A 25,615-nucleotide genomic window follows, 5' to 3' on the forward strand; every position below is an offset into this window, starting at 1 on the left:
CGTCGCTACGAGCGACCACTTGCCGCGAGGCGAGCATGGCGGGTCGGTGCCGCCTACGTTGAGAAGACAGACCCGCGTCACCTGGTGGTGGCGCGGGTCTGTTTTCGTTGACGGTCCGGCCCGGACCGGGAGGGCGGGGGAGCCGGGACCAGGGTGCTACGGGGCCCGCCTTCGGGGTTCAGCGGCTTCAGGGGTTCCGCCGCAGCGGCTAGTTCTCGTATGGTGGAAAGTACTTTCCGAAGCGTGGCAGTCATTACCGGCTACCCGCCAGTAGGTGCGACGATCGGGAAACGTGTCCGGAACGAAGATTCCGGATGCGCGGCAATGAAGCTAAGGAAAGCGAAGGACTCGGCCATGGCAACGGCGCCCAGCGTCTCGTACTCGATGACGGTCAGGCTGGAGGTGCCCGCGAGCGGCACCGCGGTCTCCCAGCTCACCACGGCCGTGGAGTCCTCGGGGGGTTCGGTCACCGGCCTCGACGTGACCGCCTCCGGCCACGAGAAGCTGCGGATCGACGTCACCATCGCGGCCACCTCCACCTCGCACGCGGACGAGATCGTCGAGGGCCTGCGCGGCATCGACGGCGTCCTGCTGGGCAAGGTCTCCGACCGTACGTTCCTGATGCACCTCGGCGGCAAGATCGAGATGGCGTCCAAGCACCCCATCCGCAGCCGCGACGACCTCTCGATGATCTACACCCCCGGCGTCGCCCGCGTCTGCATGGCCATCGCCGAGAACCCCGAGGACGCCCGCCGCCTCACCATCAAGCGCAACTCCGTCGCCGTCGTGACGGACGGCTCCGCGGTCCTCGGCCTGGGCAACATCGGCCCGATGGCCGCGCTGCCCGTCATGGAGGGCAAGGCGGCCCTCTTCAAGCGCTTCGCCGGCATCGACGCGTGGCCGATCTGCCTGGACACCCAGGACACCGACGAGATCGTCTCCATCGTCCGCGCGATCGCCCCCGGCTTCGCGGGCATCAACCTGGAGGACATCTCCGCCCCCCGCTGCTTCGAGATCGAGGCCCGGCTGCGCGAGGCCCTGGACATCCCCGTCTTCCACGACGACCAGCACGGCACCGCGATCGTCGTGCTGGCCGCCCTGACCAACGCCCTGCGCGTGGTGGGCAAGGCCATCGGGGACGTACGGGTCGTCATGTCCGGTGCGGGGGCCGCCGGTACGGCCATCCTGAAGCTCCTCATCGCCGCGGGCGTCAAGCACGCCGTCGTCGCCGACATCCACGGAGTGGTGCACGCCGGGCGCGAGGACCTGGTCGCCGCCGACCCCGACTCGCCGCTGCGCTGGATCGCCGACAACACCAACCCCGAGGGCGTCACCGGCACCCTCAAGCAGGCCGTCGTCGGCGCCGACGTCTTCATCGGCGTCTCCGCCCCGAACGTCCTGGACGGCGACGACGTCGCGGCGATGGCGGACGGCGCGATCGTCTTCGCGCTGGCCAACCCGGACCCCGAGGTCGACCCGGCCGTCGCCCGCCGGACGGCGGCGGTCGTCGCCACCGGCCGCTCCGACTTCCCCAACCAGATCAACAACGTGCTGGTCTTCCCGGGCGTCTTCCGCGGTCTGCTGGACGCTCAGTCCCACACCGTCAACACGGAGATGATGCTCGCCGCGGCCGGTGCGCTGGCCGACGTGGTCGGCGAGGACGAGGTCAACGCGAACTACATCATCCCCTCGGTCTTCAACGACAAGGTCGCGGGCGCGGTCGCCGGAGCCGTCCGTGCCGCCGCCAAGGCCGTCACGGGCTCCGGTACGGCCCCTTCCGCTTCCCTCTGACCCCGGCCCGCCCCGTGCGGCCCGCAGGGGCCGCAGCGGGGCGTTCCGGGCCGTACGCGGCCCGGCCCCACGGCGCGTCGCGGGTCGCGACGCCCCAAACGCCCCTTTAGGGTGGGCGGGCAGTGGGCCCTGCGGGGCCCGGCATCCGCTGCGGACCGCTCGGCCAAGTCGACGGAGCGTCACCCACGGGCAAACCGTGGCGCTTCTCATTGACTCCGAAGGGTTCCGGATTGGCTTTCCCGCCGCTGGTGGGGGCAGGATGCGTAATCGGGCGAGAGGGTCTGACATCAGACCCGGGTCCGGGGACTGTCAGAGGGCCCTGGCAGCATCGGCTTCGATCTCACGCCTCACAGGCAAGAAGAACACGGGAGTAACAACATGAACCGCAGTGAGCTGGTGGCCGCCCTGGCCGACCGCGCCGAGGTGACTCGCAAGGACGCCGACGCCGTGCTGGCCGCGCTCGCCGAGACCGTCGGTGAGATCGTCGCCAAGGGCGACGAGAAGGTCACCATCCCCGGTTTCCTGACCTTCGAGCGCACCCACCGTGCCGCTCGCACCGCGCGCAACCCGCAGACCGGCGACCCGATCGACATCCCCGCCGGCTACAGCGTGAAGGTCTCCGCGGGCTCGAAGCTCAAGGAAGCCGCCAAGGGCAAGTAACCCCACAGGCGCACAGGAGGGCGGCCGTCCCCGACCGGGGGCGGCCGCCCTCGCGCGTGCGGAGGCGCAGCCGGGGCCGTAGGCCCGCGGGGGTCCCATACGCGGCGCCGGAGCCCGTACGTCCGCGGGGGTGTCCGCTGCGCCCGCCGGGGCCCCGTACGCCTGCTGAGCCCCGTGCGCGCGTACGGGACCCGTAACCCGCCGGGGCCCGCCGTACGGCCACCGGGCCCGGTACGCCCGCAGGAGTCCCGTACGCCTGCCGGCCTCCGTACGCTCATCGGCCCCCGCAGCCCGCCGGGGCCCCGTGCACCGGTCGGGCCCCGTACGCGAGCAGGGCCAGGCACCACCCTGCCGGGCCTCCCGTACGCCCACCGGTCCCCGTACGCCCACCGGGCTCCCGTACACCCACCGGCCCCGTACGCCTGCCTGGCCTCCCGTACGCCTACCGGCCCCGTACGCCTGCCGGGGCTCCCGTACGCCTACCGGCCCCCCGTACGCCTACCGGCCCCCCGTACGCCCACCGGCTCCTACGCCCGCCGGGGCCGGGCGGCCCGCCGCTTCGGCAGGCGTGCGGACCGTTGCCCGGACAGCACTCCGCCCCGGCTCCTGACGACGGAGCCGGGGCGGAGTGCCGACCGGTGGGCGGGCCGGACGCGCGGGCGCGTCAGACGCGCGGGCCGCCCGGCAGTTCGACCTTGGCGCCGAGCTTCTCGAGCTTGTCCATGAAGTTCTCGTAACCCCGGTTGATCAGGTCGATCCCGTGCACGCGGGACGTGCCCTGGGCCGCCAGCGCCGCGATCAGGTACGAGAAGCCGCCCCGCAGGTCCGGGATGACCAGATCCGCGCCCTGGAGCCGGGTCGGCCCCGAGACGACCGCCGAGTGCAGGAAGTTGCGCTGCCCGAAGCGGCAGTCCGAGCCGCCCAGGCACTCCCGGTAGAGCTGGATGTGCGCGCCCATCTGGTTGAGCGCGGAGGTGAAGCCGAGCCGCGACTCGTACACCGTCTCGTGGACGATCGAGAGCCCCGCCGCCTGCGTCAACGCGACCACGAGCGGCTGCTGCCAGTCGGTCTGGAAGCCGGGGTGGACGTCCGTCTCCAGCGCGATGGCGTTGAGCGCGCCGCCCGGATGCCAGAAGCGGATGCCCTCGTCGTCGATCTCGAAGGCCCCGCCGACCCGGCGGAAGGTGTTCAGGAAGGTCATCATCGAACGCTGCTGGGCGCCGCGCACGTAGATGTTGCCCTCGGTCGCCAGCGCCGCCGACGCCCAGGAGGCCGCCTCCAGGCGGTCCGGGATCGCCCGGTGGGTGTATCCGTCGAGCCGGTCGACACCGGTGATCCGGATGGTCCGGTCGGTGTCCATGGAGATGATCGCGCCCATCTTCTGCAAGACGCAGATGAGGTCCTCGATCTCCGGCTCGACGGCCGCGTTGGACAGCTCGGTGACGCCCTCGGCGAGCACCGCGGTCAGCAGCACCTGCTCGGTGGAGCCCACCGACGGGTACGGCAGCCGGATCTTGGTGCCGCGCAGCCGCTGCGGGGCCTCCAGGTACTGGCCGTCCGCCCGCTTCTCGATGGTCGCCCCGAACTGGCGCAGCACCTCGAAGTGGAAGTCGATCGGCCGGCCGCCGATGTCGCAGCCGCCCAGCCCCGGAATGAAGGCGTGGCCCAGGCGGTGCAGCAGCGGGCCGCAGAACAGGATCGGGATGCGCGACGAGCCCGCGTGGGCGTCGATGTCGGCGACGTTCGCGCTCTCGACGTGCGAGGGGTCGAGGATCAGTTCGCCCGGCTCGTCGCCGGGGCGGACGGTGACGCCGTGCAACTGCAGCAGTCCGCGGACCACCCGTACGTCACGGATGTCGGGCACGTTGCGGAGACGGCTCGGCCCGCTGCCGAGCAGCGCGGCGACCATCGCCTTCGGCACCAGGTTCTTGGCGCCTCGGACGCGGATCTCGCCCTCCAGCGGGGTGCCGCCGTGGACAAGCAGGACATCGTCTGTGCCGGTCATGTATCTCGCGTTCCGGAGTGGTCGGGCAGGGGGCCAACGAAAAGGGTAATGGCCTCCTACCCCGCTTCCGGCAGGCGAAGGGGGGTGTACGAACGTCATGAATCCGCCACAACACCCTCCGCGCACCCGATCTCGCGGAGGGTCACCGTCCGGATGGCCCCCCGAGAGCCCGCCGCGCGGCGCGCTCCCTCTGCCTCCGTGCGCCTGAGCTGCGCTCGTACTTCCGGGGCGGGCAACCTGCCCGCCCGGCCCCCGCGCGGGGCGGCGATGCGGGATCATCTGTGCCATGACCGAGGTGTCCTCGCTCACAGGGCGACTGCTCGTGGCCACTCCCGCCCTCGCCGACCCCAATTTCGACCGCGCGGTGGTGCTGGTCCTCGACCACGACGAGGAGGGCTCCCTCGGCGTGGTCCTGAACCGCCCGACCCCGGTGGGCGTCGGGGACATCCTCGCGCCCTGGGCCGGGCTGACCGGCGAGCCGGACGTCGTCTTCCAGGGCGGCCCGGTCTCGCTGGACTCCGCGCTCGGCGTGGCGGTGATCCCCGGCGAGGCCCCCTCCTCCGGCCCCCGCCCCCGTACGGGCGCCGCGGGCCCGGTGGGGTGGCGGCGGGTGCACGGGGCGATCGGCCTGGTGGACCTGGACACCCCGCCGGAGCTGCTGGCCGCCGCGCTCGGATCGCTGCGCATCTTCGCCGGATACGCGGGCTGGGGACCGGGGCAACTGGAGCGCGAGCTGGGCGAAGGCGCGTGGTACGTGGTCGAGTCGGAGCCCGGCGACGTTTCCTGCCCGCGCCCCGAGCGGCTCTGGCGCGCGGTGCTCCGCCGCCAGCGCAGCGAGTTGGCGATGATCGCCACCTACCCGGACGACCCTTCGCTCAACTGATGCCCGAGGCTTTCAGTACCCTTGGCGGTTATGAGCACTCTTGAGCCCGAGCGCGGGGCAGGTACGGGGACCCTCGTAGAGCCGACGCCGCAGGTGTCGAACGGCGACGGCGACCACGAGCGCTACGCCCATTACGTCCAGAAGGACAAGATCATGGCGAGTGCCCTGGAGGGCACCCCCGTGGTCGCGTTGTGCGGCAAGGTCTGGGTACCGGGGCGCGACCCCAAGAAGTACCCGGTCTGCCCCATGTGCAAGGAGATCTACGAGTCCATGGGCGCCGGTGGCGACAAGGACAAGGGCAAGGGCGGCGGCAAGGACAAGAAGTAGGTCCACCGCCCCGCTCCACCGCTTCACCCCGCCGGGCCCGGCAGCACCGCGGCCCCGGCGGCGGCACGGCCCCCGGAACGCGCTCCGCCGCGTGTTCCGGGGGCCTTTCGCGTACCAGGTCACCGCCGGTGACCGGGCCGTCGCGTTGCACGGGATGCATCCGCGGGTCACAGAGTGGTGGAGACCACTTGTCGGCGTCCAAACCTGGATCTACTCTCCTGCCAGTTGTGCAGAACGAAACGCTTGTTGCACATAGTGCAACGCACGAACGGTAGGGGTTCCGGATGAAGCTTTCTGCCCGAATGGCCGCCCCGGCTGCGGTGCTTGTGCTGGCCGGTCTCACCGCCACCGCCTGCGCACCGCAGACCTCCGACACCAGTGCCAAGGGTGACGCGAAGACCGGCACGCTCCGTGTCTGGCTCTTCCAGGAGGTCGGCAACAAGCCCAAGGAGAAGGTCGTCGACGCGGCCGTCGACGCGTTCCAGAAGCGCCACGACGGCGCGAAGGTCGAGGTCGAGTACATCCCCGTCGACACCCGCGCGCAGCGGATCAAGGCCGCGTTCAACGACCCGGAGAGCGCTCCGGACCTCATCGAGTACGGCAACTCCGACACGGCCGGCTACGTGAAGGACGGCGGACTCGCCGACGTCACCGAGGAGTTCAACGCCTGGGACGAGGCCAAGGACGCCGACCCGATCGCCAAGCAGTCCGTCACCGTCGGCGGCAAGGTCTACGGCGCGCCCTTCTTCGTCGGCGTCCGGGCCCTGTACTACCGCACCGACGTCTTCGAGGACCTGGGGCTCACCGCCCCCAAGTCCCAGGCCGAGCTGGTCTCCACCGCCAAGAAGGTCCGCAAGGCCCGACCCGACCTCTACGGCCTCGCGGTCGGCGGCGCGTACACCTACGGCGCGATGCCCTTCATCTGGGCCAACGGCGGCGAGATCGCCGGCGAGAGCGGCGGAACGTACAAGTCGGCCATCAACAGCGCCAAGTCCCGCAAGGGCATCGAGGCCTACACCTCCCTCTTCGGGGACGACAACTGCCCGGCGGCCAAGTGCGCCTCCATGGGCGGCAACGCCACCGTGACCGCCTTCGCCTCCGGCAAGGCGGCCATGGCGATCGGCGGCGACTTCAGCCACGCGGCCGTCGAGGCGGGCTCGGTCAAGGGCAAGTACGCCGTCGTCCCGCTGCCCGGCGTCGCGGAGGGCTCCATCGCCCCCGCCTTCGCGGGCGGGAACAACATCGGCGTCCTCAAGAGCAGTGCGCACCGCACCCTCGCCGTCGACCTGATGAAGTCGCTGACCGGCAAGCGGACCCAGGCGGAGATGTTCGACGCGATGGGCTTCCTCCCCACCTACACCGACGTCCTGGACAACGCCGCGAAGAAGCAGCCCTTCGTCGCCCCGTTCGTCCAGACGCTGGGCGCGGGAGCCAAGTTCGTCCCCGCCTCGCCCGGCTGGGGCCAGATCGACGCCTCGCTGGTCCTGCCGACGATGTTCCAGGAGATCGTCAGCGGCCGTAAGGACGTGGCGCGGGCCTCGGACGACGCGGCGAAGAAGATGGACGCGGCGTTCGCCGCCGCGGGCTGACGATGACCACGCACACCACCCCGCACAAGACCCCCGCCGCGGCCCCCGCCGCGGCGGGCGGCGACCCGCCGGCCGCCCGTTCCCCCCGGCGCGGCCGGCCGGCGTCGCCCCTCCGGCGCTCCGGCTGGACCCCCTGGCTCTACCTGCTGCCCGCCCTCGTCCTGCTCGCCGGACTGCTGGTCTACCCGATCTACCAGCTCGGCCTGATCTCGTTCCTGGAGTACACCCAGGCCCAGGTCAGCGGCGGCGAACCGACCACCTTCCAGGGCTTCGGCAACTACCGGACGCTCTTCGGCGACAGCCAGTTCTGGCAGGTGCTCCTCGCCACCGTGGTCTTCGCGGCGGCCTGCGTCCTGGCCACCCTCGCCGTCGGCTGCGCGCTCGCCGTGCTGCTGACCCGCATCCGCGCCCTGCCCCGGCTCGTGCTGATGATGGCGGCGCTCGGCGCCTGGGCGACCCCCGCGATCACCGGCTCCACCGTCTGGGTCTTCCTCTTCGACCCCGACTTCGGCCCGGTCAACAAGGTGCTCGGGCTCGGCGACTTCTCCTGGACCTACGGGCGCTACAGCGCCTTCGCCCTGGTGCTCCTGGAAGTCCTGTGGTGCTCGTTCCCGTTCGTGATGGTCACCGTGTACGCGGGCATCCGCGCCATCCCCACCGAGGTGCTGGAGGCCGCCTCCCTGGACGGCGCGTCGCAGTGGCGGATCTGGCGCACCATCATGGCCCCGATGCTCCGGCCCATCCTGGTCGTCGTCACCATCCAGTCGATCATCTGGGACTTCAAGGTCTTCACCCAGATCTACGTCATGACCAACGGCGGCGGCATCGCCGGCCAGAACCTGGTGCTCAACGTGTACGCGTACCAGAAGGCGTTCGCGTCCTCGCAGTACAGCCTCGGATCGGCGATCGGCGTCGTGATGCTGGTGATCCTGCTGGCCGTCACGCTCGTCTATCTGCGCCTCGTCCGGCGCCAGGGGGAGGAACTGTGAGCGCACGCACGCTTCTGCGCGTCCAACGGCCCGGACGGCTGGCCGCCGAGGCCGCCGCCCTGCTGATCGCCGTCGCGGTCGCCTTCCCGCTGTACTGGATGGTGCTCTCGGCGTTCAAACCGGCCGGGGAGATCCAGTCCACCGACGCCCGCCCCTGGACGCTCGCGCCCTCGCTCGACTCGTTCCGCCGGGTCTTCGAACAGCAGGACTTCGCCCGCTACTTCCTCAACAGCCTGCTGGTGGCGGGCACCGTCGTCATCGCCTCCGCGCTGATCGCCTTCCTGGCCGCCACCGCCGTGACCCGCTTCCGCTTCAAGTTCCGCACCACCCTGCTGATCATGTTCCTGGTCGCGCAGATGGTGCCCGTGGAGGCGCTGGCCATCCCGCTGTTCTTCCTCATGCGGGACTTCGGCCAGCTCAACACCCTCGGCTCGCTGATCCTGCCGCACCTCGCCTTCTCGCTGCCCTTCGCCATCTGGATGCTGCGCGGCTTCGTCAAGGCCGTCCCCGAGGCGCTGGAGGAGGCCGCCTACATCGACGGCGCGAGCCGCACCCGCTTCCTGTGGCAGATCCTCTTCCCGCTGGTCTTCCCCGGACTCGTGGCGACCAGCGTCTTCTCCTTCATCTCCACCTGGAACGACTTCCTGTTCGCCAAGTCGTTCATCATCAGCGACACCTCGCAGTCCACCCTGCCGATGGCGCTGCTGGTGTTCTTCAAGCCCGACGAGAACGACTGGGGAGGGATCATGGCGGCCTCGACGGTCATGACCATCCCCGTACTGGTCTTCTTCGTACTCGTACAGCGACGCCTCGTCTCGGGACTGGGCGGAGCGGTTAAGGACTGACGCCATGACATCCGAGGACACGACGCACCCCGCCGCCCCCGGCCTGATCCCGGCCCCCCGCACCCTGGACCGGCCGTCGAACGCCCCGGCGTACCGGCTGGACGAGCGCACGGCCCTCAGCGCCGCGCCGGGCGCCGAGGGCGTGGCCCGCTGGCTCCGCACCACCGTCGGCGCGGCCACCGGGCTGCCCCTCGCCGAGGGCCCCGGCGGCATCGCCCTGACGCTCGACGAGGAGCTGGCCCCCGAGGCGTACCGCCTCACCGTCGACGAGCACGCCGTCCGCATCCGCGGCGGCAGCGCGGCCGGCCTCTTCTGGGGGGCGCAGACCTTCCGCCAACTCCTGGGCGCGGACGCCTTCCGGCGCGCGCCGATCACCCCGCGGCGCGCCCTGAGCGTCCCGGCGGTGGACATCGAGGACGCGCCGCGCTTCGCCTGGCGCGGCCTCATGCTCGACGTCTCCCGGCACTTCCTGCCCAAGGACGACGTCCTGCGCTACATCGACCTGCTGGCCGCCCACAAGCTCAACGTCCTCCACCTCCACCTCACCGACGACCAGGGCTGGCGCGTCGAGATCAAGCGCTACCCGCGCCTGACCGAGGTCGGCGCCTGGCGCGCGCGCACCAAGTACGGCCACCGGGCCTCCGAGCTGTGGGACGAGACGCCGCACGGCGGCTACTACACCCAGGACGACATCCGCGAGATCGTCGCCCACGCCGCCGAACGGCACATCCGCGTCGTCCCCGAGATCGACATTCCCGGCCACTCGCAGGCGGCCATCAGCGCCTACCCCGAGCTGGGCAACACCGACGTCATCGACACCACCGCCCTCTCCGTCTGGGACAACTGGGGCATCAACCCGAACGTACTGGCCCCCACCGACACCACCCTGCGCTTCTTCGAAGGCGTCTTCGAGGAGCTGCTGGAACTCTTCCCCGCCGAGACCTCCCCGTTCATCCACGTCGGCGGCGACGAGTGCCCCAAGGACCAGTGGAAGCAGTCCCCGGCCGCCCAGGCCCGGATCGCCGAACTCGGCCTCGGCGACGAGGACGGGCTCCAGTCCTGGTTCATCCGGCACTTCGACACCTGGCTGACCGCCCGCGGCCGCCGCCTCATCGGCTGGGACGAGATCCTGGAGGGCGGCCTGCCCGAAGGCGCGGCCGTCTCCTCCTGGCGCGGTTACGCGGGCGGCATCGCGGCCGCCGAGGCCGGGCACGACGTGGTGATGTGCCCCGAGCAGCAGGTGTACCTGGACCACCGTCAGGACGGCGGCCCCGACGAGCCGATGCCCATCGGGTACGTCCGCACCCTGGAGGACGTCTACCGCTTCGAACCCGTCCCGCCGGGCCTCTCCGAGGAGGCGGCCCGCCACGTCCTGGGCACGCAGGCCAACGTCTGGACCGAGGTCATGCAGAACCGGGCCCGCGTGGACTACCAGGTCTTCCCGCGCCTCGCCGCCTTCGCGGAGGTCGCCTGGTCCGCCCTCCCCGCCCCGGACGAACGGGACTTCACCGCGTTCGCGTCCCGGATGACGGCCCACTACGCCCGCCTCGACGCCCTCGGCGTCGACTACCGCCCGCCGGGCGGCCCCCTGCCGTGGCAGCGCCGCCCCGGCGTCCTCGGTCGCCCGATCGAGGGAGCGCCGCCGGTGGTGTGAGCCCGCGCCCGAACCGCCGTCCGCCGCGGCCCCCCCCGGGGGCCGCGGCGGACGGCGTCCCGGCGAACCGCGTAAGTCGTACGAACCGTGCTGGGGAGTGGTGATTCACTCTCAGGGTCGAAGAGGTGCGAAACGGGACCATTCCCCAGGTCAGGGACGCATCCACCCTTCGTGGACCCTCGCGTCGGTCCGCTCGGAAGATGTGCCAGAGTTGCCACGTCCGGGCTGTGAACACGTACCGTACGGCGCAACAGGCGGGACAGCCGGGAGACCGGGAAGGGGCAGCAGGGTTGAGCACGCACGCACCGCAGGCGACGCAGTCGGTGACGCTGCCGGCCTCGCTCGACGAGGCCGTGGCGGCACTCGACGCCATGCCCGCGGCCGTTCCGGTCGCGGGGGGCACGGACCTCATGGCGGCCGTCAACAAGGGGCTCCTGCGCCCCTCGGGGCTGGTCGGCCTCGGTCGGATCAGCGAACTGCGCGGCTGGCACTACCAGGACGGCCACGCGCTGCTCGGCGCGGGCCTCACCCACGCACGCATGGGCCGCCCCGACTTCGCCGCCCTCATCCCCGCCCTCGCCGCCTCCGCACGCGCCGCGGGCCCGCCCCAGATCCGCAACGCCGGAACGCTCGGCGGCAACATCGCCACCTCCGCGCCCACCGGCGACGCCCTGCCGGTGCTGGCCGCGCTGGAGGCCGAGCTGGTCATCGCCGGCCCCGGCGGCGCCCGCCGCGAGATCCCCGTCTCGCACCTGCTGGCCGGCCGCGAACTGCTGGGGCCCGCGGAGCTGATCGGCTTCGTCCGCGTACCGCTGCTGCACGCCCCGCAGGTGTTCCTCAAGGCCACCGGCCGAACCGGCCCCGGCCGCGCCACCGCGTCGGTCGCCATCGTGCTCGACCCCGCCCGGCGCGGAGTGCGCTGCGCGGTCGGCGCGATCGCCCCGATGCCGCTGCGGCCCCTGGAGGCGGAGCACTGGATCGCCTCGCTGATCGACTGGGACGGCGCGCGGGGCCTGGCCCCCGACGCCCTGGCCGCCTTCGGCGAGTACGTCGCCGCGGCCTGCATCCCGGACAACGCACCCGCGGCCGACGGGACAGAGGCGCCGCCGCTGTCCCCGGCCGTACTCCACCTGCGGCGCACCGTCGCCGCGCTCGCCCGACGCGCGCTGGGGAGGGCACTGTCGTGAGCAATGAGGAATCCCCCGACGAGCAGGGGCGGCAGGGCGGACAGGGCCACCCCGGACCCGACCCGCGGTACGGGGGGTGGGAGCCGACGCCGCAGAGCGGTGATTACGACGTCGACGCCACCGCGTTCGTCCACCTCCCGCCGGAGGACCTGGCCAACATCCCGCTGGCCGCGCCCGGCCAGGGGTACGTGCCGCCGATGATCGTGCCGCTGACCCCGGCCGCCGGGCTGGACCCGGCGGCGACGGGCAGTTGGGTGCTCCAGACGCAGCACCACCCGGCGCAGGGCGACGGGCGGGACGAGCAGCGCGCCCGGGAGGCCGCCGCCCAGGCCCCCGCCGAGGTGCACTGGCCGGACCCGAACCAGCAGGGCGGGTACGCGAGCCCGTACCAGAACACGTCGCACTCCACGGCCCAGTGGAACTACACCGACGCCTTCGGCGCCGCGCCGAACGTCCCGGCGGCGCCCGCGCCGGAACCGACCGCCTCCGGCGAGCCCGCGGCCGACCCGCCGGCGCCCACGGACCACACCGGGCACACGGGTTACACGGACCACGGGGGCCACGGGGGCTTCGCCGACCACGCGGGTCACACCGGCTACGGGGACCAGGCGGGCTTCGCGGAACGCCCGAACCGGGTGGGGCACGCGGACGGCGCGGGGAACGATGACCACGCGGGCCACGCGGATCACACGGGCCACGTCGACCACACGGGCCACGCGGACTTCTCCGACCGCACGGATCCGGCGGGCCTCGCGGAGCACGCGGATCGCGTGGGCTTCACCGACCGCACGGATGAGGCGGGCTTCGCGGATCACACGGGTCACGCTGACCACACAGGTCACGCTGACCACACGGACGGCGTGGGTTTCGCTGATCACAGGGGTCCCGTCGACCACACGGGGCACGTGAGTTTCCCGGACCAGTCGGAGCGCTCGGACCAGACGGACCACGCCGACCACACGGGCCACGTGCGTTTCCCGGATCCCTCGGACCACGCCGACCACACAAGCTTCATGGACCGCACGGCCCCCACCGGCCACACGGCCCCCGCTGACCCCGCGGCCCCCACCGGGCCCGTCGCGTACGCGGGTCACCCCGCGCAGACGGGCGAGTGGACGGTCCCGGTGGCGGACGGGGACCTCCCGGGCGACTCGGGCGAGTACCTGGCCTCGGCGCACCCGCAGTGGTACGGGGACACGACGCCCCCGGCGACGCTGCCGGGCGGCGCCCCCGCCCCTTGGGCCACGCCGGAGGCGGAACCGGCCCCGGCGCCCGAGGAAGCCGCGGAGACCCCCGCCCCCGAACCGGACCCCGAGGCGGACGCGGAGCCGGAGCCCACGGCCGAGGACCACCCGGAACCCGCTGCGGAGGAGCCGACGCCCGACACGCCGGACACGCCGGAGCGCGCGGCGGAGGAGGTCTCAGCGGAGTCGGTGGACGCCCAGGAGGCAGCCGCCGCGCCCGCCCCCCCGGAGACCGTTCCGGAAGCGGCCCCGGAGTCCGCCCCGGAACCCGCTCCGGAGGCGGCCGCCGCCCCCGTGGACGTACCGAGCCAGCACCCCTCGGCCTCGTACGTCCTGCACGTGAACGGCATGGACCGCCCGGTCAGCGACGCCTGGATCGGCGAGTCGCTGCTCTACGTGCTCCGGGAGCGCCTCGGCCTCGCCGGGGCCAAGGACGGCTGCTCGCAGGGCGAGTGCGGAGCGTGCAACGTCCAGGTGGACGGCCGACTGGTCGCCTCCTGCCTCGTCCCCGCCGTCACGACGGCGGGCAGCGAGGTGCGCACGGTCGAAGGGCTCGCGGTCGACGGCCGGCCCTCCGACGTCCAACGCGCCCTCGCCGCCTGCGGAGCCGTCCAGTGCGGCTTCTGCATCCCCGGCATGGCCATGACCGTCCACGACCTGCTGGAGGGCAACCACGCCCCCAGCGAGAGGGAGACCCGGCAGGCCCTCTGCGGCAACCTCTGCCGCTGCTCCGGCTACCGGGGCGTGCTGGACGCCGTGGCGGACGTCGTCGCCGCCCGCGAGGCGAGCGCGGAGACGTCGGCCCCGGCCCAGGACGAGGTGCGCATCCCGCACCAGGCGGAGCCCGGCGCCGGCGGCGTACAGCAGCCCCACCCGCACGAGGGGGACGCGCTGTGAGGCACGCCCGGCAGCACCCTGCGACACCCCAGCTCATCTCCTGCCGCCACACCGGCGGGGCGGACGACAAGGAGGCGGCGTGAGCGGCGACGCGGCCAACGCGACCAGCACGAGCCTGCCCAGGATCGACGCGACCAGCGGCGGACCGGGCGGCCCCGGCCAGGAGCAGCCCCGGCTCGGCCTGGGCGCCTCGCTGCCGGCCGCCGACGCCCGCGCGAAGACCGAGGGCACCTTCCCGTACGCGGCGGACCTCTGGGCCGAGGGCCTGCTGTGGGCCGCCGTGCTGCGCTCCCCGCACCCGCACGCGCGCATCCTGTCCATCGACACCTCGGCGGCCGCCGAGATGCCCGGCGTGCGCGCGGTCATCACCCACGAGGACGTGCCGGGCGACAGCAACTACGGGCGGCACGTCGTGGACCGCCCGGTCTTCGCGTCCGACCTGGTCCGCCACCACGGCGAGCCCATCGCCGCGGTCGCCGCCGACCACCCGGACACCGCCCGGCTGGCCGCCGCCGCCATCGCCGTCGCGTACGAGGTGCTGGAGCCGGTCACGGACCCGGAGAAGGCGTTCGCGGCCGAGCCCCTGCACCCCGACGGCAACCTGATCCGGCACATCCCCCTGCGGTACGGCGACGCGGAGGCCGCGGGCGAGGTCGTCGTCGAGGGCCTGTACCGCATCGGCCGTCAGGACCCCGCCCCGATCGGCGCGGAGGCCGGTCTCGCCGTGCCCCGCCCGGACGGCGGCGTCGAGATCTACACCGCCTCCACCGACCCGCACACCGACCGCGACCTGGCCGCCGCCTGCTTCGGCCTGGAACCGGACCGGGTCAAGGTCGTCGTCACCGGGGTGCCCGGCGCCACCGGCGACCGCGAGGACCCCGGTTTCCAGATCCCGCTGGGCCTGCTCGCCCTGCGCACCGGCTGCCCGGTCAAGCTGGCCGCCTCCCGCGAGGAGTCCTTCCTCGGCCACACCCACCGCCACCCCACCCTGCTGCGCTACCGCCACCACGCGGACGCCGAGGGCCGCCTGGTCAAGGTGGAGGCCCAGATCCTGCTGGACGCGGGCGCGTACGCCGACTCCTCCGCGGAGTCGCTGGCCGCCGCCGTGGCGTTCGCCTGCGGCCCGTACGTCGTCCCGCACGCCTTCATCGAGGGCTGGGCCGTCCGCACCAACAACCCGCCCTCCGGCCACGTGCGCGGCGAGGGCGCGATGCAGGTCTGCGCGGCGTACGAGGGCCAGATGGACAAGCTGGCCGCCAAGCTGGGCATCGACCCGGCGGAGCTGCGCCTGCGCAACGTCCTGTCCACCGGCGACATCCTGCCCACCGGGCAGACGGTGACCTGCCCGGCCCCGGTGGCCGAACTCCTCAACGCCGTACGCGACTTCCCGCTCCCGCCGCTCCCCGCGGACGTCCCCGAGGACGACTGGCTGCTGCCCGGCGGCCCCGAGGGCGCGGGCGAACCGGCGGCGGTGCGCCGGGGCGTGGGCTACGGCGTGGGCATGGTGCACATGCTCGGCGCCGAGGGGACCGACGAGGTCTCCACGGCCACGGTCCGGGTGCACGACGGCGTCGCCACGGTGATCTGCGCGGCGGTGGAGACCGGCCAGGGCTTCACCACCCTGGCCCGCCAGATCGTCCAGGAGACCCTGGGCGTCGAGGAGGTCCACGTCGCCGCCGTCGACACCGACCAGCCCCCGGCCGGCCCGGCGACGCACGGCCGCCACACCTGGGTCTCGGGCGGGGCGGTCGAGCGCGCCGCGAAGATGGTCCGCACCCAGCTCCTCCAGCCGCTGGCCCACAAGTTCGGCATGTCCACGGAACTCCTCCAGATCGCGGACGGCAAGATCACCTCGTACGACGGCGTGCTGTCCACGACGGTCGGCGAGGCGCTGGACGGCAAGGAGCTGTGGGCCACCGCCCAGTGCCGGCCCCACCCCACGGAGCCCCTGGACGAGTCCGGCCAGGGCGACGCGTTCGTCGGCCTCGCGTTCTGCGCGGTACGGGCGGTGGTCGACGTCGACGTCGAGCTCGGCTCCGTCCGCGTGGTCGAGATGGCGGTCGCCCAGGACGTCGGCCGCGTCCTCAACCCGGCGCAGTTGGCGACCCGTATCGAGGCCGGCATCACCCAGGGCATCGGTGCGGCCCTCACCGAGAACCTCCGCACCGCCCGCGGCCTGATCCGCCACCCCGACCTCACCGGGTACGCCCTGCCGACCTCCCTGGACGCCCCGGACATCCGCATTGTCAAACTGGTCGAGGAACGCGACGTGGTGGCCCCCTTCGGCGCCAAGCCCGTCTCCGCCGCCCCGGTCGTCACCGCCCCGGCGGCCGTCGCCTCGGCGGTGCGTTCGGCAACCGGTCGTCCCGTGAACCGACTGCCCATCAGGCCCCAGGCGGCGGTGGCAACACCCCAGTCCTGACTGGCTTGTTATCGCTCCAGGGCGCGGTGTGACACGCATTGCACGTGCAATCAAAGGGTGCACGCTGTCACCGGTGCTGACTACAGTGACCCTCGAAGCGGTACCAGCAGGACAACGGGGAGGGTGTTGTGGCGACGGGAGAGGGCTCTGAGGGGCCAGGCCCCTTCGGGGGATTCATCGGGGGCGCCATCGCCGCGGCGCAGAACACGTTCGCGGAGCTGTACACCGAGCTGGAGTCGTTCACCAAGTTCCGCAACCGCATCGACGAGATCCTGGTGGAGCTGAAGGCGTCGCCGGCCGATGCCAGGAAGCTGTCGGAGATCTCCATCGGCTCGAACCAGTTCGGCGACCCGGCCTGGCCGGAGGCGGCCAGGCTCTTCACGTCGTACGAGAAGGTCGTCACCGAGCTGGAGACCCTGTCCAAGCTGCTCTCCGACTCCATCGAGGGCCTGGGCATCGCGGTCCTGGCCTCGCACAACGGCTACGCGAACCTCGACGAGGACGTCCGCCAGCGGATGCTGGCCATCAAGGCGGGCGTGGAGAAGCACTACCCCGGTGTGTACGACCCGGTGCCGGGCGAGAACAAGCCGGGCGGGACGGGCGGGGAGACGCCGCAGCCCGCGCCGACCGACGACGGTGTGAGCGGGTGATGGCGGCCGGGGCGAGCATGACGCGGCGGTCACCGGTACGGACGGGGGAGTGAGATGGGTTCGACATCGTTCGATGGCATGTCGCACAAGCAGATGATCGCGTGGCTGGACCAGGCCAACAGCGCGGTGGTCCAGGGCGTGGCCGACCGCCTGGCGAGTGCGGCGACGGCGATCACGGAGATCGGCGAAGAGCTGAAGGTCCGCCCGCAGATCGTGCAGTGGAAGGGCGATGGGGCGCAGTCGTTCCGCACCTGGAGCGCGGACCTGGCCAACGCCACGCTGCGCCTCGGCGTCTTCAGCAAGGACGCGTCGCAGCGGCTGAGCGAAGCCGCCAGCGCCATCGCCCTGGCCAAGGCGGCGATCCCCCGCCCCGAGGGCGACCCGGACGCGAGCTTGAAGGCCGCCCGCTCCGAGCGGAACGACCCGGACGCCGCGGAGCTGATCCGCAAGCTGAACGGGGAGCGCGAGGCGGCGGCCGCGGAGATGCGGAAGCTCTCGCAGGCGTACGACCAGTCGGTGGCCCAGCTCGACAAACTGAAGCGGCCGAAGTTCCCGCCGCCGCCGCAGGTGATCGCGCCTGAGACCGGGGAGAAGGTCGGAGGCGCGGACTACAGCGCCCCGCCCACTTCGAGTGTCGGTACCGGACCGGTCGTGCGGGAGGTACAGAGCTCGGCTTTCGATAGCGGTGGGAACACGCTGGGAGGCCTTGGTTCGGCAGGGGTTGTAGGTCCTGCGGGACCGCCACCGCCAGTTGTCCGTCCAGTGAGCATGGGCATCGACGGTGTCGCGACCATGCCGGACGTCCCGACTGCGCCGTCCACGACACCGCCCATCGGCCTGTCCGGAGGCGGAAAATCAGACGCCGGTCTTCCGTTTGTCCCAGGGGTCGCTCCATCGCTCGTGAACAAGGGCCCTGCCGCGACGCCTCCGATCACCGGGGTGGGACGCGCGGTAGGTGGCCCGCGTCGCACTCCGTCCGTGCCGGGGTCGGTGGGGTCCTCCGGCGGCCCGGTCGGGCGTGGATCGCCTGGCAACGGCATCGTCGGTGGTCGTCCCGTTCCGCAGGCGTCGGGACGGCCGGTGGTCGGGTTGCCGCGCGGGACAGTGGTCGGTGGCGAAGGCGCTCACGGTGGCCGTGCGCCGATGACAAACATGCCGGGCGTCGGTGCCGGTGCTGGTCAGAACGGTGTGATCGGTGGACGTCGCCTTGCCGGTGAGACCGGTGGTGTAGTAGGCGGCCGCCCTCAGCAGCAAGGGCAAACCGGCGCGCGCGCCTTCACACCAGGAGGTACGGGCCTTGTGCGAGGGTCGGCATCAGGCGACGGGACGCGGAGCAGTGCTGGCATGGCGGGACGAGGTGCGGCGGGGCAGAAGCGCACCGGAAATAGTCGGCGGGACGAAGGCAGCGAGCGCCCCGACTACTTGACGGAAGACGAGGAAACGTGGCAGCGGGGCGGGCGGCGCGTTACTCCTCCGGTTGTCGACTAAAGAGAAAGCGTCATAGGTGACCCATGCTTGCCCTAGCTCGTCGCGCGGCCGTAGCAGCTACTGCGCTCGGCCTGCTGGTAGCCGCAGCTTCTCCTGCGTCTGCGGAATCTGTGCGGTCGACGCAGTGGCACCTGGATGTCATGAAAGCAGACCAGATGTGGGCGACGAGCACGGGCAAGGGGGTGATTGTCGCGGTCATCGACTCTGGTGTTGACGCTGACCACCCGGACCTAAGAGGGCAGGTGCTGAAGGGGTTGGACCTGGCACCGGATTCTCCCGGTGATGAGTGGACCGACCACCGTTCCCACGGCACATCCATGGCCGGGGTCATCGCCGGCACTGGTGAGGCCCGAGGAGGGAATGGGGCATTTGGTCTGGCTCCCGGAGCCAAGATCATGCCCATCCGACTGACAGATGACGAGGGCAAGGTCAACGGTGCCACTGGTAGCAAGAATTTCAACCGGAACGCTCCCGAAGGAATTCGCTTTGCCGTAGATCATGGCGCCAAAGTCATCAATATTTCTTATGGCGTCTTGTATGGATCTAACGAACTCAGTGCGGCTGTGCGATATGCCCTGGAGGAGGGCGCGCTTGTTTTCGCATCTGTAGGGAATTCCGGTGACAGGGGAAATGCTGTCGAATACCCGTCCGGGACACCGGGTGTTATCGGTATCGGGTCTGTTGGGAGGGATCTCCGGAGGCCCAAGTGGTCTCAGTACGGTCCGCAGGTGGATCTCGTGGCACCCGGCGTGGACATCGTTCATGCCTGTACGGGGGGAACCCAGCTATGCGAAAGCTATGGGACCAGTGACGCAACCGCGATCGCCTCCGCCTCGGCGGCCCTCATCTGGTCCAAGTACCCGGAGTGGACGAACAACCAGGTCCTGCGGGTCATGCTCAACACCGCAGGCGGTCCTATCAGCGGTAAGAAGAGGTCGGACGGCGTCGGTTACGGGATCGTTCGCCCTCGTATCGCGCTCAAGAGCCCCGGCGACCCCGGACCCGCCGACGTGTACCCCCTCCCTGACCTCGCGGCAGCCGAGGCCGCGGCGTCGCCCGCACCGTCCAGGGCGGCCGGTGGTGCGGAGCGGAGTGACGAACCGACCGCCGGAGCGACCGACGAGGGCGCCGGCACCACTCTCTGGATCGGCCTGGGGGTGGGCGCGGCTGTTCTGGTGGGGGGCGTGGTGGCCGTGGGGATCGCCCGCTCGCGGCGTCGGAAGGCTGCCGCCGTACCACCGGCACCGCCGATGTATCAGCCGCAGTACGCGTACGGGCAGCCCCCGCAGCCGTATCCGCCCTATCAGGCCTCTCCTGTTCCGCCTGAATCCGACGCCTCGCACGGCGGCCCTCACTGAGGGTTCCAGTCCCCTCGGCAGCCGACTGATCATGACGGTGAATCACGGCACCCTGATCCACCACCACGGATTGCGACGTCGGCTGCACCCCGGTCATCGGCGGTATCGACGCGGAAGTACGGGCGGCTCTTCCGCGTCGGCCCCACGTATCTCCGGCTCGCGCCGTGCCGGGACGCGAACGCCGTACTGGGGGCCGCCACGCCCTCGCCCGGAAGGCTTTCCACGCTCGGGCCGGACAGCTCTGCCGCGCTGCCAGGACGGCACAGAGGTCCAGATCGGCGCCCTCGGACCGGTCCTCGGCGCCTTCGTGTTCTGCAACACGAGGTACATGGACGCCGCCGTCACTCAGCTACGCGAGGGCGGGTCCGCTGTCCGCAACGAGGCCTGGACATCGCTGACATGAACCTCGTTGACGATGGCCCTGAGCGGGGTGCCCGCGACGGCAGCAACGGCCCGCTCGACGCGACCACCACTCGCCGTCCGTCCTCCACGGTCGAGTTCCTACGCCATCACGTACAGCCGCGTCATGGCATCAGTCACGCCAGGCCAGGGCCTCTCGCCAAGGCCGTGTGACGAGCCGCTACCAACACGGTGGGCCCAGGTCTGAAGGTGGGCACTTGCCGTGCAACCTCGGCCATAGCGTGGCGCATTCAGCCCGAATGGCTTCGGGGCGTCACCGAAGTTGACTACGGTGACCCTGCGGGCTGGCTCGGTCGTGCGCGGGTCCGGGAAGAGGTGGCCGGGTGAAGAATGCGCGCGTCGGCCCTTTGCTACACATCTACGGGGATTTCATGACGTTCGACGCAGCATGGTCGGAGCTTCGTGCCGCATCGGCCCAGCGGGTCGATATGCGCCTCAACGGCACGCCCGCCGCACCGGGCGGCCCGCAGGGCCCCGCCCAACCCGATCTCGTCGTCAACGAGGACAACTTGGGTGCGATCGGGCATGATGCCTACGAACTGCGGACGAAATTGTCCAAGGATGGTGATCACGCCCGACCAGCCACCTTCGACGCTGCCATCGCGCTCACCAACGGCAACTTTGCCAGCGGTTCGGCCATGCTGAAGGTTCACGATCGCTGGCAGACACACCTCAAGAGCCTCCTCGACGCGTGTGCCCAGATTTCGAACCACCTGGACTACTCCAAGGCTTCGCACCACAAGGACGACGTGCAGATCGCCGGTGATCTGCTCAGCGTGTCGAAACTGAACGAGTACCTGAAGTAGGTCGCGGGGGAGTTGTCGTGCTGAGGTACGAGGACATCATCGACGCGCCGCTCGGCAAGCTGAAAGAGGCTGCCGACGATTGGTCGGAGATGGTCGCCAAGCTGGAACGCCTGGCCCGGGAGGCCCATGACGGCATGAAGGCCAAGGCGGACAAGGCCGAGTGGGAAGGCGTTAACGCGGGCGTCACCAAAGGGTTCATCGGAAAGACCACGAAGGAGTTCCAGGACGCGGTCGCCGAGGCCAAGGGTGTCAAACTCGTCCTGGCGGATGCCTACGCGGCCTTCAAGCAGGCCAAGGACGGGCTGGTGAGCATCCGGGACGTCGAAGGGCGTGAAGCGGGCATCCACGTGGACGCCAAGGGCAAGGTGACGCCGCGGAAGCCACTGGAGGAGCACGGCTCGGCGTTGCGGCACGATCCTGACTACCCAGAGCTGCTGCGTAGGGAGAACGAAGCCGTCGAGAGCTGGCAGAGGAAGATCGACCTGATCGTCGACAACTGCAACGACAGTGACGTCGCCCTGAAGAACGCGCTCGAAACCAACGTCACCGACGGCAAGGACTTCACCAGTCCGAAATACACGAACCTGGACCAAGAAGAAGCCAACCGCGCCGCCGGCCTGGCAGCCAAGGGGTGGGACCTTTCGCACGTCGAGCTCCAGGCGCTCAACGAATTGTTGCGTGACAACTCCCACTCGCCACAGTTCGCCAAGGGTTTCTACGAAAGACTTGGCCCCGAGAAAGCGCTCACCCTCTTCGGCCAGTTGGCCGGGGACACGCACCCCTACGGCAAGGTGGACAAGGAGCGTCTGGGTGACGTCCAAGCGCTCCAGCGTCATCTCGGTCTGAACCTGGCCACCGCGTCACACGACAAGGCGTTCTCGGCGGAGTGGGGGCCGGAGCTGCGCAGGCTCGGCACACAGCACCTTCCCCTGTCCAGGTACGACAACACCGGCGGTCCGTACGGCTACCAACTGCTCGGCGGCATCATGCGGTACGGGAACTACGACGCTGGATTCCTCACCCCGATAGCCGAGCATGTGACGCAGCTGCATCAGAAAGACCCGTATATGTTCGGCTACAACAAGCGGGTCAACAGCTTTTCCGGAGACCCGTTCAACCCTTCGGGAAAGAACGGATCCGGTTATGACCCGGTCATTTCCATGCTGGAAGCGCTCGGGAACAGCCCGGACGCCGCCAAACGCTTCTTCACGGACGGCCCGACCGCTTACAACGAGGACGGGTCCGTGGATGAGCGCGGAAAAACCATCACAAGTTATCTCGATTTTTTCGGAAGCGAAGAGTGGGAGTCTTTCCCCGACACGAACACCACCGACCCGGACACGGCCCGCCTCGTGCTTCAGTACATGCCGGATGCGCTGGGGAGCGCCTTGGAGGCGGCCACGCTCGGTTATCCTGCGGGCCACCCGGACTCAACTGTGCAGCGGGACGCCGAGAACGCGGAGATCATGCGGCAAGTCATGGAGAAATACGGCATGAATGCCGGGCTTCTCAAGCAGCAGGAAGGGTTGGCCGATAGCCTCGGAGTCATGGGTGCTGGGTACATCGATGACATCAACTGGGCCTTGGCGAGAGGTGAGACCGACAGCATCTTCGCTCCGGCACAGGATGACACCGGGCGCATTCGGTTCCGTGGCGATGGGGAGGAGGAAAGGAGCATCGCCCGCCATTTCCTCAGTGCACTCGGCCAGCATCCTGGCGCCTACGCCACTCTTTCTGCGGCTGAGCAGGTGTATACGAGAAGCGTACTGGAAGCACAGGTGGGATCGGATGGGCGAATCGACACGGGGTCGGCCAGGCGGGCGGTGGAGATCGGAGCCCAGGTGCAGGGGATGCTTGATCAGTCTCGGGCCGATCAGGTCGAGGCGCATCATATGAAAGCGCACGAGGATTACGAGAAGGCTGTGGCCGAGCGGGCGGGTTGGGTCGAGTTCGGCGCGGTCGCAGGCATCGCGGCCGGTGTCGCCTTTCTGCCTGCGACGGCCGCAGTGGGGGCAGCCGCCGTACTCATTCCCGTCGCCACCGATACGGCCGGCGCTGCTGCAGAGCAGGTTATCGGCCAAGTCGTGGGAGATATCTCGGCAAGCTCCGCCGACAAGAACAAGGAGAAGGTCGAGGATCTCATCGAGGAGGAATCGAGGGAAATCTACCGGTCGGGGGAGTCCATGGCGGAAGCGCCGATGGAGGGGTTTCTCCAACGCCATGGTGTGAAAGTGGACTCTGATTTCCATCAGGACCTGGCGGAATCCATGCTGATCGGATACGCGGCGGGCAACGACCGTGAGAACCAGCAGGGCGCAGCCCCGGAGGCCGGGTGATGTTCTGTGGGGTCGGTGGGCTGAAGGGCGTAGGCGTGGCGCGGTACAGGAGCGCGCTGGCAGCGGCGGTTGCGGTGGTGGCTCTCGGTGTCAGTGCCACGGCCTGCGGATCGGACCCGCAGCCCAAGTCTCCTGATGTGGGCTCGGCCGAGGTCTGTGGCGGGGTCTTCGCCGGTCGGGCGGAGAAGGCGGTGGAAGCCGTGGGGGGTGGAACGACCTTCGACCGCTATCCCGAAGGCGGTATGCAGAGGGTCGTCGACGCCCTCAAGAAGAGCTACGCATCGGGGCGCAGCTGGGGTGGGCGCGAGGTGCTGTGCGAACCGTCGGCGGAGGGCGCTGGGAGCCGCGACGAGACGACAATCGCCTATCACATGTACGCTCCCCGGGATGTGGGAGACCCGCGGAACCCGGAGGGTACGCGCTTGTTCCCGGTGGCAAAGGAAGCGGTGGCGCTTCAGTACGGGGCCGGCCTCTATTTCGAATGCGTCAGCCCGCAGATCGATGGATCGCGTGAGCGTCCCCTCCGCGTCCATGGAGGATTGAGCAGGGCTCGGGATCGAGGTCCTGCCCTCCCGCATCTCGTCGAGAATCTGACCGTTCTGCACGCCTCATCCCTCGCCGTGGCGAAGGAACTGGAGTGCAAGGACAACGGCGGGCTGCCCGAGGAGATCGATCCGGGAATGCAGCCTCTGTCCCCCTTGGTGAGGGCAGCCGAGGTCTGTGGCGGGGTTTTCGCAGGCCGGGCGGAGAAGGCCGTGGAGGCCGTAGGGGGCGGGACGACCTTCGTTCGCCACCCCGCGGTCGGTATGCAGAGGGTGATCGACAATCTGAAGAAGAGTTATACGTCGGAGCGCAGCCGGGGTGTACGCGAGGAGTTGTGCGAGATCCCGGTCAAGGGTGTCGGGCGCTACGACGGGACGACGATCGTCTACCACACGTACGCACCCCAGGATGTGGGAGGCGGACGAGACCGCGAGGATGCGCGCCTTTTCCCGGTGGGGGAAGGGGCCGCGGCTTTTCCCCGCTCGGTCGATCTCTACTTCGAATGCGAGAGCCCGCAGGTCGAGGGGTCGCGTGAGCGTCCCCTCCGAATCTATGGGGGGCTGGTCAGAGCCCGGGATCGAGGTCCCGCTCTCCCGCGCCTCGTCGAGAATCTGACCGTTCTGCACGCCGCATCCCTCGCCGTGGCGAAAGAGTTGGAGTGCAGGAACGACGGTGGGCTGCCCGAGAAGATCGATCCGAGTCTGCGGCCCGTGGCGTGACGTGCCGTGAAGGAGTGCGGGAGCCGGAGAGCCTGGTGGGGCGCCCGCGTCGTCTTCGGCCGTCCGCGTACGCAGTGATGGGGCCGCCCCGTCGCGGGGGCGGCCCCATCACTGCGCTGCTGTGGAGACCGTGACCGGAATCGAACCGGTGTAACTCGAGTTGCAGTCGAGCCCCTATTCGTGACAGAGCACAAGCGCTTCGCCTCCCCTTCTCACGCCCCGGGATACAAAAAGAACCCTGGCGCCCCTTGGCAGACCGACCAGGCCTACGAAACCGTGACCAGCGAGCCCTGGCCTCGATGGATGCATGAGACTGACCCGAGCCTTCCCGTGCGATTCATCGTTCTCGACGGCTACGGAAAACCCATGGAGCAGCTCTACCAGGGTGGGCTGCACAACGAGAAGTGAGCGGTCACCAGCTACTCGCATTTCGGAGCGACCCTCAGGACTGAGCACGAACAGGGAACGAGAGGGCTTATACCGCTGCTGGCCACCCTGTACGCCGGAGGTCCAACGGCGTAGCCGTGCGACCACCGCACCACACTCCCGACATCCAACAGCCCGCTCCCTGTTGGAGGAGCTGGTCCGCCGCTACGGAGCTCAGGTCACCTGACAACCCGCCGCTCACACCGCGCGTCGACGGTGACGGTGTGCCGCAGAACGTCGTCGGCGGCGTGGAAGATGCGCTCGATCACCGGCAACCGGGCCGGCGGGTGAATAACCAGGAGGCCCACGGCTTCGGGATCTCCACCGACCGGGTGACTTGGAGAACGCTGTCGCTCTCGCGTCCAGAGCCACCCGG

Annotated in this window: 19 protein-coding genes and 1 pseudogene; 19 read left to right on the forward strand and 1 reads right to left on the reverse strand. The window is 70.4% G+C overall.

What is annotated here, in order from left to right; genetic code table 11:
* Window positions 1–354 precede the first annotated feature (354 nt).
* Together ACZ6EJ_RS10115 and ACZ6EJ_RS10120 are read left to right on the forward strand one after the other, a co-directional pair.
* A complete protein-coding gene (locus ACZ6EJ_RS10115; protein ID WP_469265937.1) occupies window positions 355–1,791 on the forward strand; it encodes an NAD-dependent malic enzyme in 1,437 nt (478 codons plus the stop codon).
* Window positions 1,792–2,169: 378 nt separating this feature from the next.
* The gene (locus tag ACZ6EJ_RS10120) at window positions 2,170–2,451 is read left to right on the forward strand and encodes an HU family DNA-binding protein (RefSeq protein ID WP_037692421.1); all 282 of its coding nucleotides are present in this window, start codon (window positions 2,170–2,172) and stop codon (window positions 2,449–2,451) included.
* A 664-nt stretch (window positions 2,452–3,115) separates the two neighbouring features.
* Here the strand turns inward: ACZ6EJ_RS10120 and murA are convergent.
* Window positions 3,116–4,456: a UDP-N-acetylglucosamine 1-carboxyvinyltransferase gene (gene murA, locus ACZ6EJ_RS10125; protein ID WP_469265939.1), complete on the reverse strand. Its 1,341-nt coding sequence runs from the start codon at window positions 4,454–4,456 to the stop codon at window positions 3,116–3,118.
* Between the two features lie 286 nt (window positions 4,457–4,742).
* Between murA and ACZ6EJ_RS10130 the strand changes: the two genes are divergently transcribed.
* From ACZ6EJ_RS10130 to ACZ6EJ_RS10210, 17 genes and pseudogenes are all read left to right on the forward strand, one after another.
* The gene (locus ACZ6EJ_RS10130; protein WP_469265941.1) at window positions 4,743–5,339 is read left to right on the forward strand and encodes a YqgE/AlgH family protein; all 597 of its coding nucleotides are present in this window, start codon (window positions 4,743–4,745) and stop codon (window positions 5,337–5,339) included.
* Between the two features lie 30 nt (window positions 5,340–5,369).
* Window positions 5,370–5,666 (forward strand): DUF3039 domain-containing protein, encoded by a 297-nt coding sequence (locus ACZ6EJ_RS10135; RefSeq protein WP_124268457.1) that lies wholly within the window; start codon window positions 5,370–5,372, stop codon window positions 5,664–5,666.
* A gap of 284 nt (window positions 5,667–5,950) precedes the next feature.
* Window positions 5,951–7,255, forward strand: a complete 1,305-nt coding sequence (locus tag ACZ6EJ_RS10140; protein WP_469265943.1) for an extracellular solute-binding protein — start codon at window positions 5,951–5,953, stop codon at window positions 7,253–7,255.
* A 2-nt stretch (window positions 7,256–7,257) separates the two neighbouring features.
* Window positions 7,258–8,244 carry a carbohydrate ABC transporter permease gene (locus ACZ6EJ_RS10145; RefSeq protein ID WP_469265945.1) on the forward strand — a complete coding sequence of 329 codons (987 nt, stop codon included), beginning with the start codon at window positions 7,258–7,260 and terminating at the stop codon, window positions 8,242–8,244.
* The gene (locus ACZ6EJ_RS10150; RefSeq protein WP_469265947.1) at window positions 8,241–9,089 is read left to right on the forward strand and encodes a carbohydrate ABC transporter permease; all 849 of its coding nucleotides are present in this window, start codon (window positions 8,241–8,243) and stop codon (window positions 9,087–9,089) included. Before ACZ6EJ_RS10145 ends, ACZ6EJ_RS10150 begins: the two co-directional genes overlap by 4 nt.
* Window positions 9,090–9,093: 4 nt before the next feature.
* Window positions 9,094–10,743: a beta-N-acetylhexosaminidase gene (locus tag ACZ6EJ_RS10155; protein ID WP_469265949.1), complete on the forward strand. Its 1,650-nt coding sequence runs from the start codon at window positions 9,094–9,096 to the stop codon at window positions 10,741–10,743.
* Between the two features lie 290 nt (window positions 10,744–11,033).
* Window positions 11,034–11,930 (forward strand): FAD binding domain-containing protein, encoded by an 897-nt coding sequence (locus ACZ6EJ_RS10160; protein ID WP_469265951.1) that lies wholly within the window; start codon window positions 11,034–11,036, stop codon window positions 11,928–11,930.
* Complete coding sequence (locus ACZ6EJ_RS10165) at window positions 11,927–14,071, forward strand: (2Fe-2S)-binding protein (RefSeq protein ID WP_469265953.1); 2,145 nt, start codon at window positions 11,927–11,929, stop codon at window positions 14,069–14,071. Before ACZ6EJ_RS10160 ends, ACZ6EJ_RS10165 begins: the two co-directional genes overlap by 4 nt.
* Window positions 14,072–14,150: 79 nt before the next feature.
* Complete coding sequence (locus ACZ6EJ_RS10170) at window positions 14,151–16,493, forward strand: xanthine dehydrogenase family protein molybdopterin-binding subunit (protein ID WP_469265956.1); 2,343 nt, start codon at window positions 14,151–14,153, stop codon at window positions 16,491–16,493.
* Window positions 16,494–16,621: 128 nt separating this feature from the next.
* Entirely contained in the window at window positions 16,622–17,143 is a 522-nt protein-coding gene (locus ACZ6EJ_RS10175; protein WP_469265959.1) for a hypothetical protein, read from the forward strand.
* A gap of 78 nt (window positions 17,144–17,221) precedes the next feature.
* A complete protein-coding gene (locus tag ACZ6EJ_RS10180) occupies window positions 17,222–18,631 on the forward strand; it encodes a hypothetical protein (protein ID WP_469265961.1) in 1,410 nt (469 codons plus the stop codon).
* A gap of 23 nt (window positions 18,632–18,654) precedes the next feature.
* Window positions 18,655–19,989, forward strand: coding sequence for a type VII secretion-associated serine protease mycosin (gene mycP / locus ACZ6EJ_RS10185; protein WP_469265963.1), 1,335 nt, complete (start codon window positions 18,655–18,657; stop codon window positions 19,987–19,989).
* A gap of 191 nt (window positions 19,990–20,180) precedes the next feature.
* A pseudogene (locus tag ACZ6EJ_RS10190) lies at window positions 20,181–20,371 on the forward strand (Tn3 family transposase); the annotation flags it as partial.
* Window positions 20,372–20,780: 409 nt separating this feature from the next.
* The gene (locus ACZ6EJ_RS10195) at window positions 20,781–21,215 is read left to right on the forward strand and encodes a hypothetical protein (protein WP_469265982.1); all 435 of its coding nucleotides are present in this window, start codon (window positions 20,781–20,783) and stop codon (window positions 21,213–21,215) included.
* A gap of 17 nt (window positions 21,216–21,232) precedes the next feature.
* Complete coding sequence (locus ACZ6EJ_RS10200) at window positions 21,233–23,551, forward strand: hypothetical protein (RefSeq protein ID WP_469265965.1); 2,319 nt, start codon at window positions 21,233–21,235, stop codon at window positions 23,549–23,551.
* Entirely contained in the window at window positions 23,551–24,813 is a 1,263-nt protein-coding gene (locus ACZ6EJ_RS10205) for a hypothetical protein (protein ID WP_469265967.1), read from the forward strand. Before ACZ6EJ_RS10200 ends, ACZ6EJ_RS10205 begins: the two co-directional genes overlap by 1 nt.
* Window positions 24,814–24,993: 180 nt before the next feature.
* Window positions 24,994–25,221: a hypothetical protein gene (locus tag ACZ6EJ_RS10210; RefSeq protein WP_469265969.1), complete on the forward strand. Its 228-nt coding sequence runs from the start codon at window positions 24,994–24,996 to the stop codon at window positions 25,219–25,221.
* Window positions 25,222–25,615 lie beyond the last annotated feature (394 nt).

Source organism: Streptomyces sp. NPDC041970 (genome assembly GCF_055588985.1).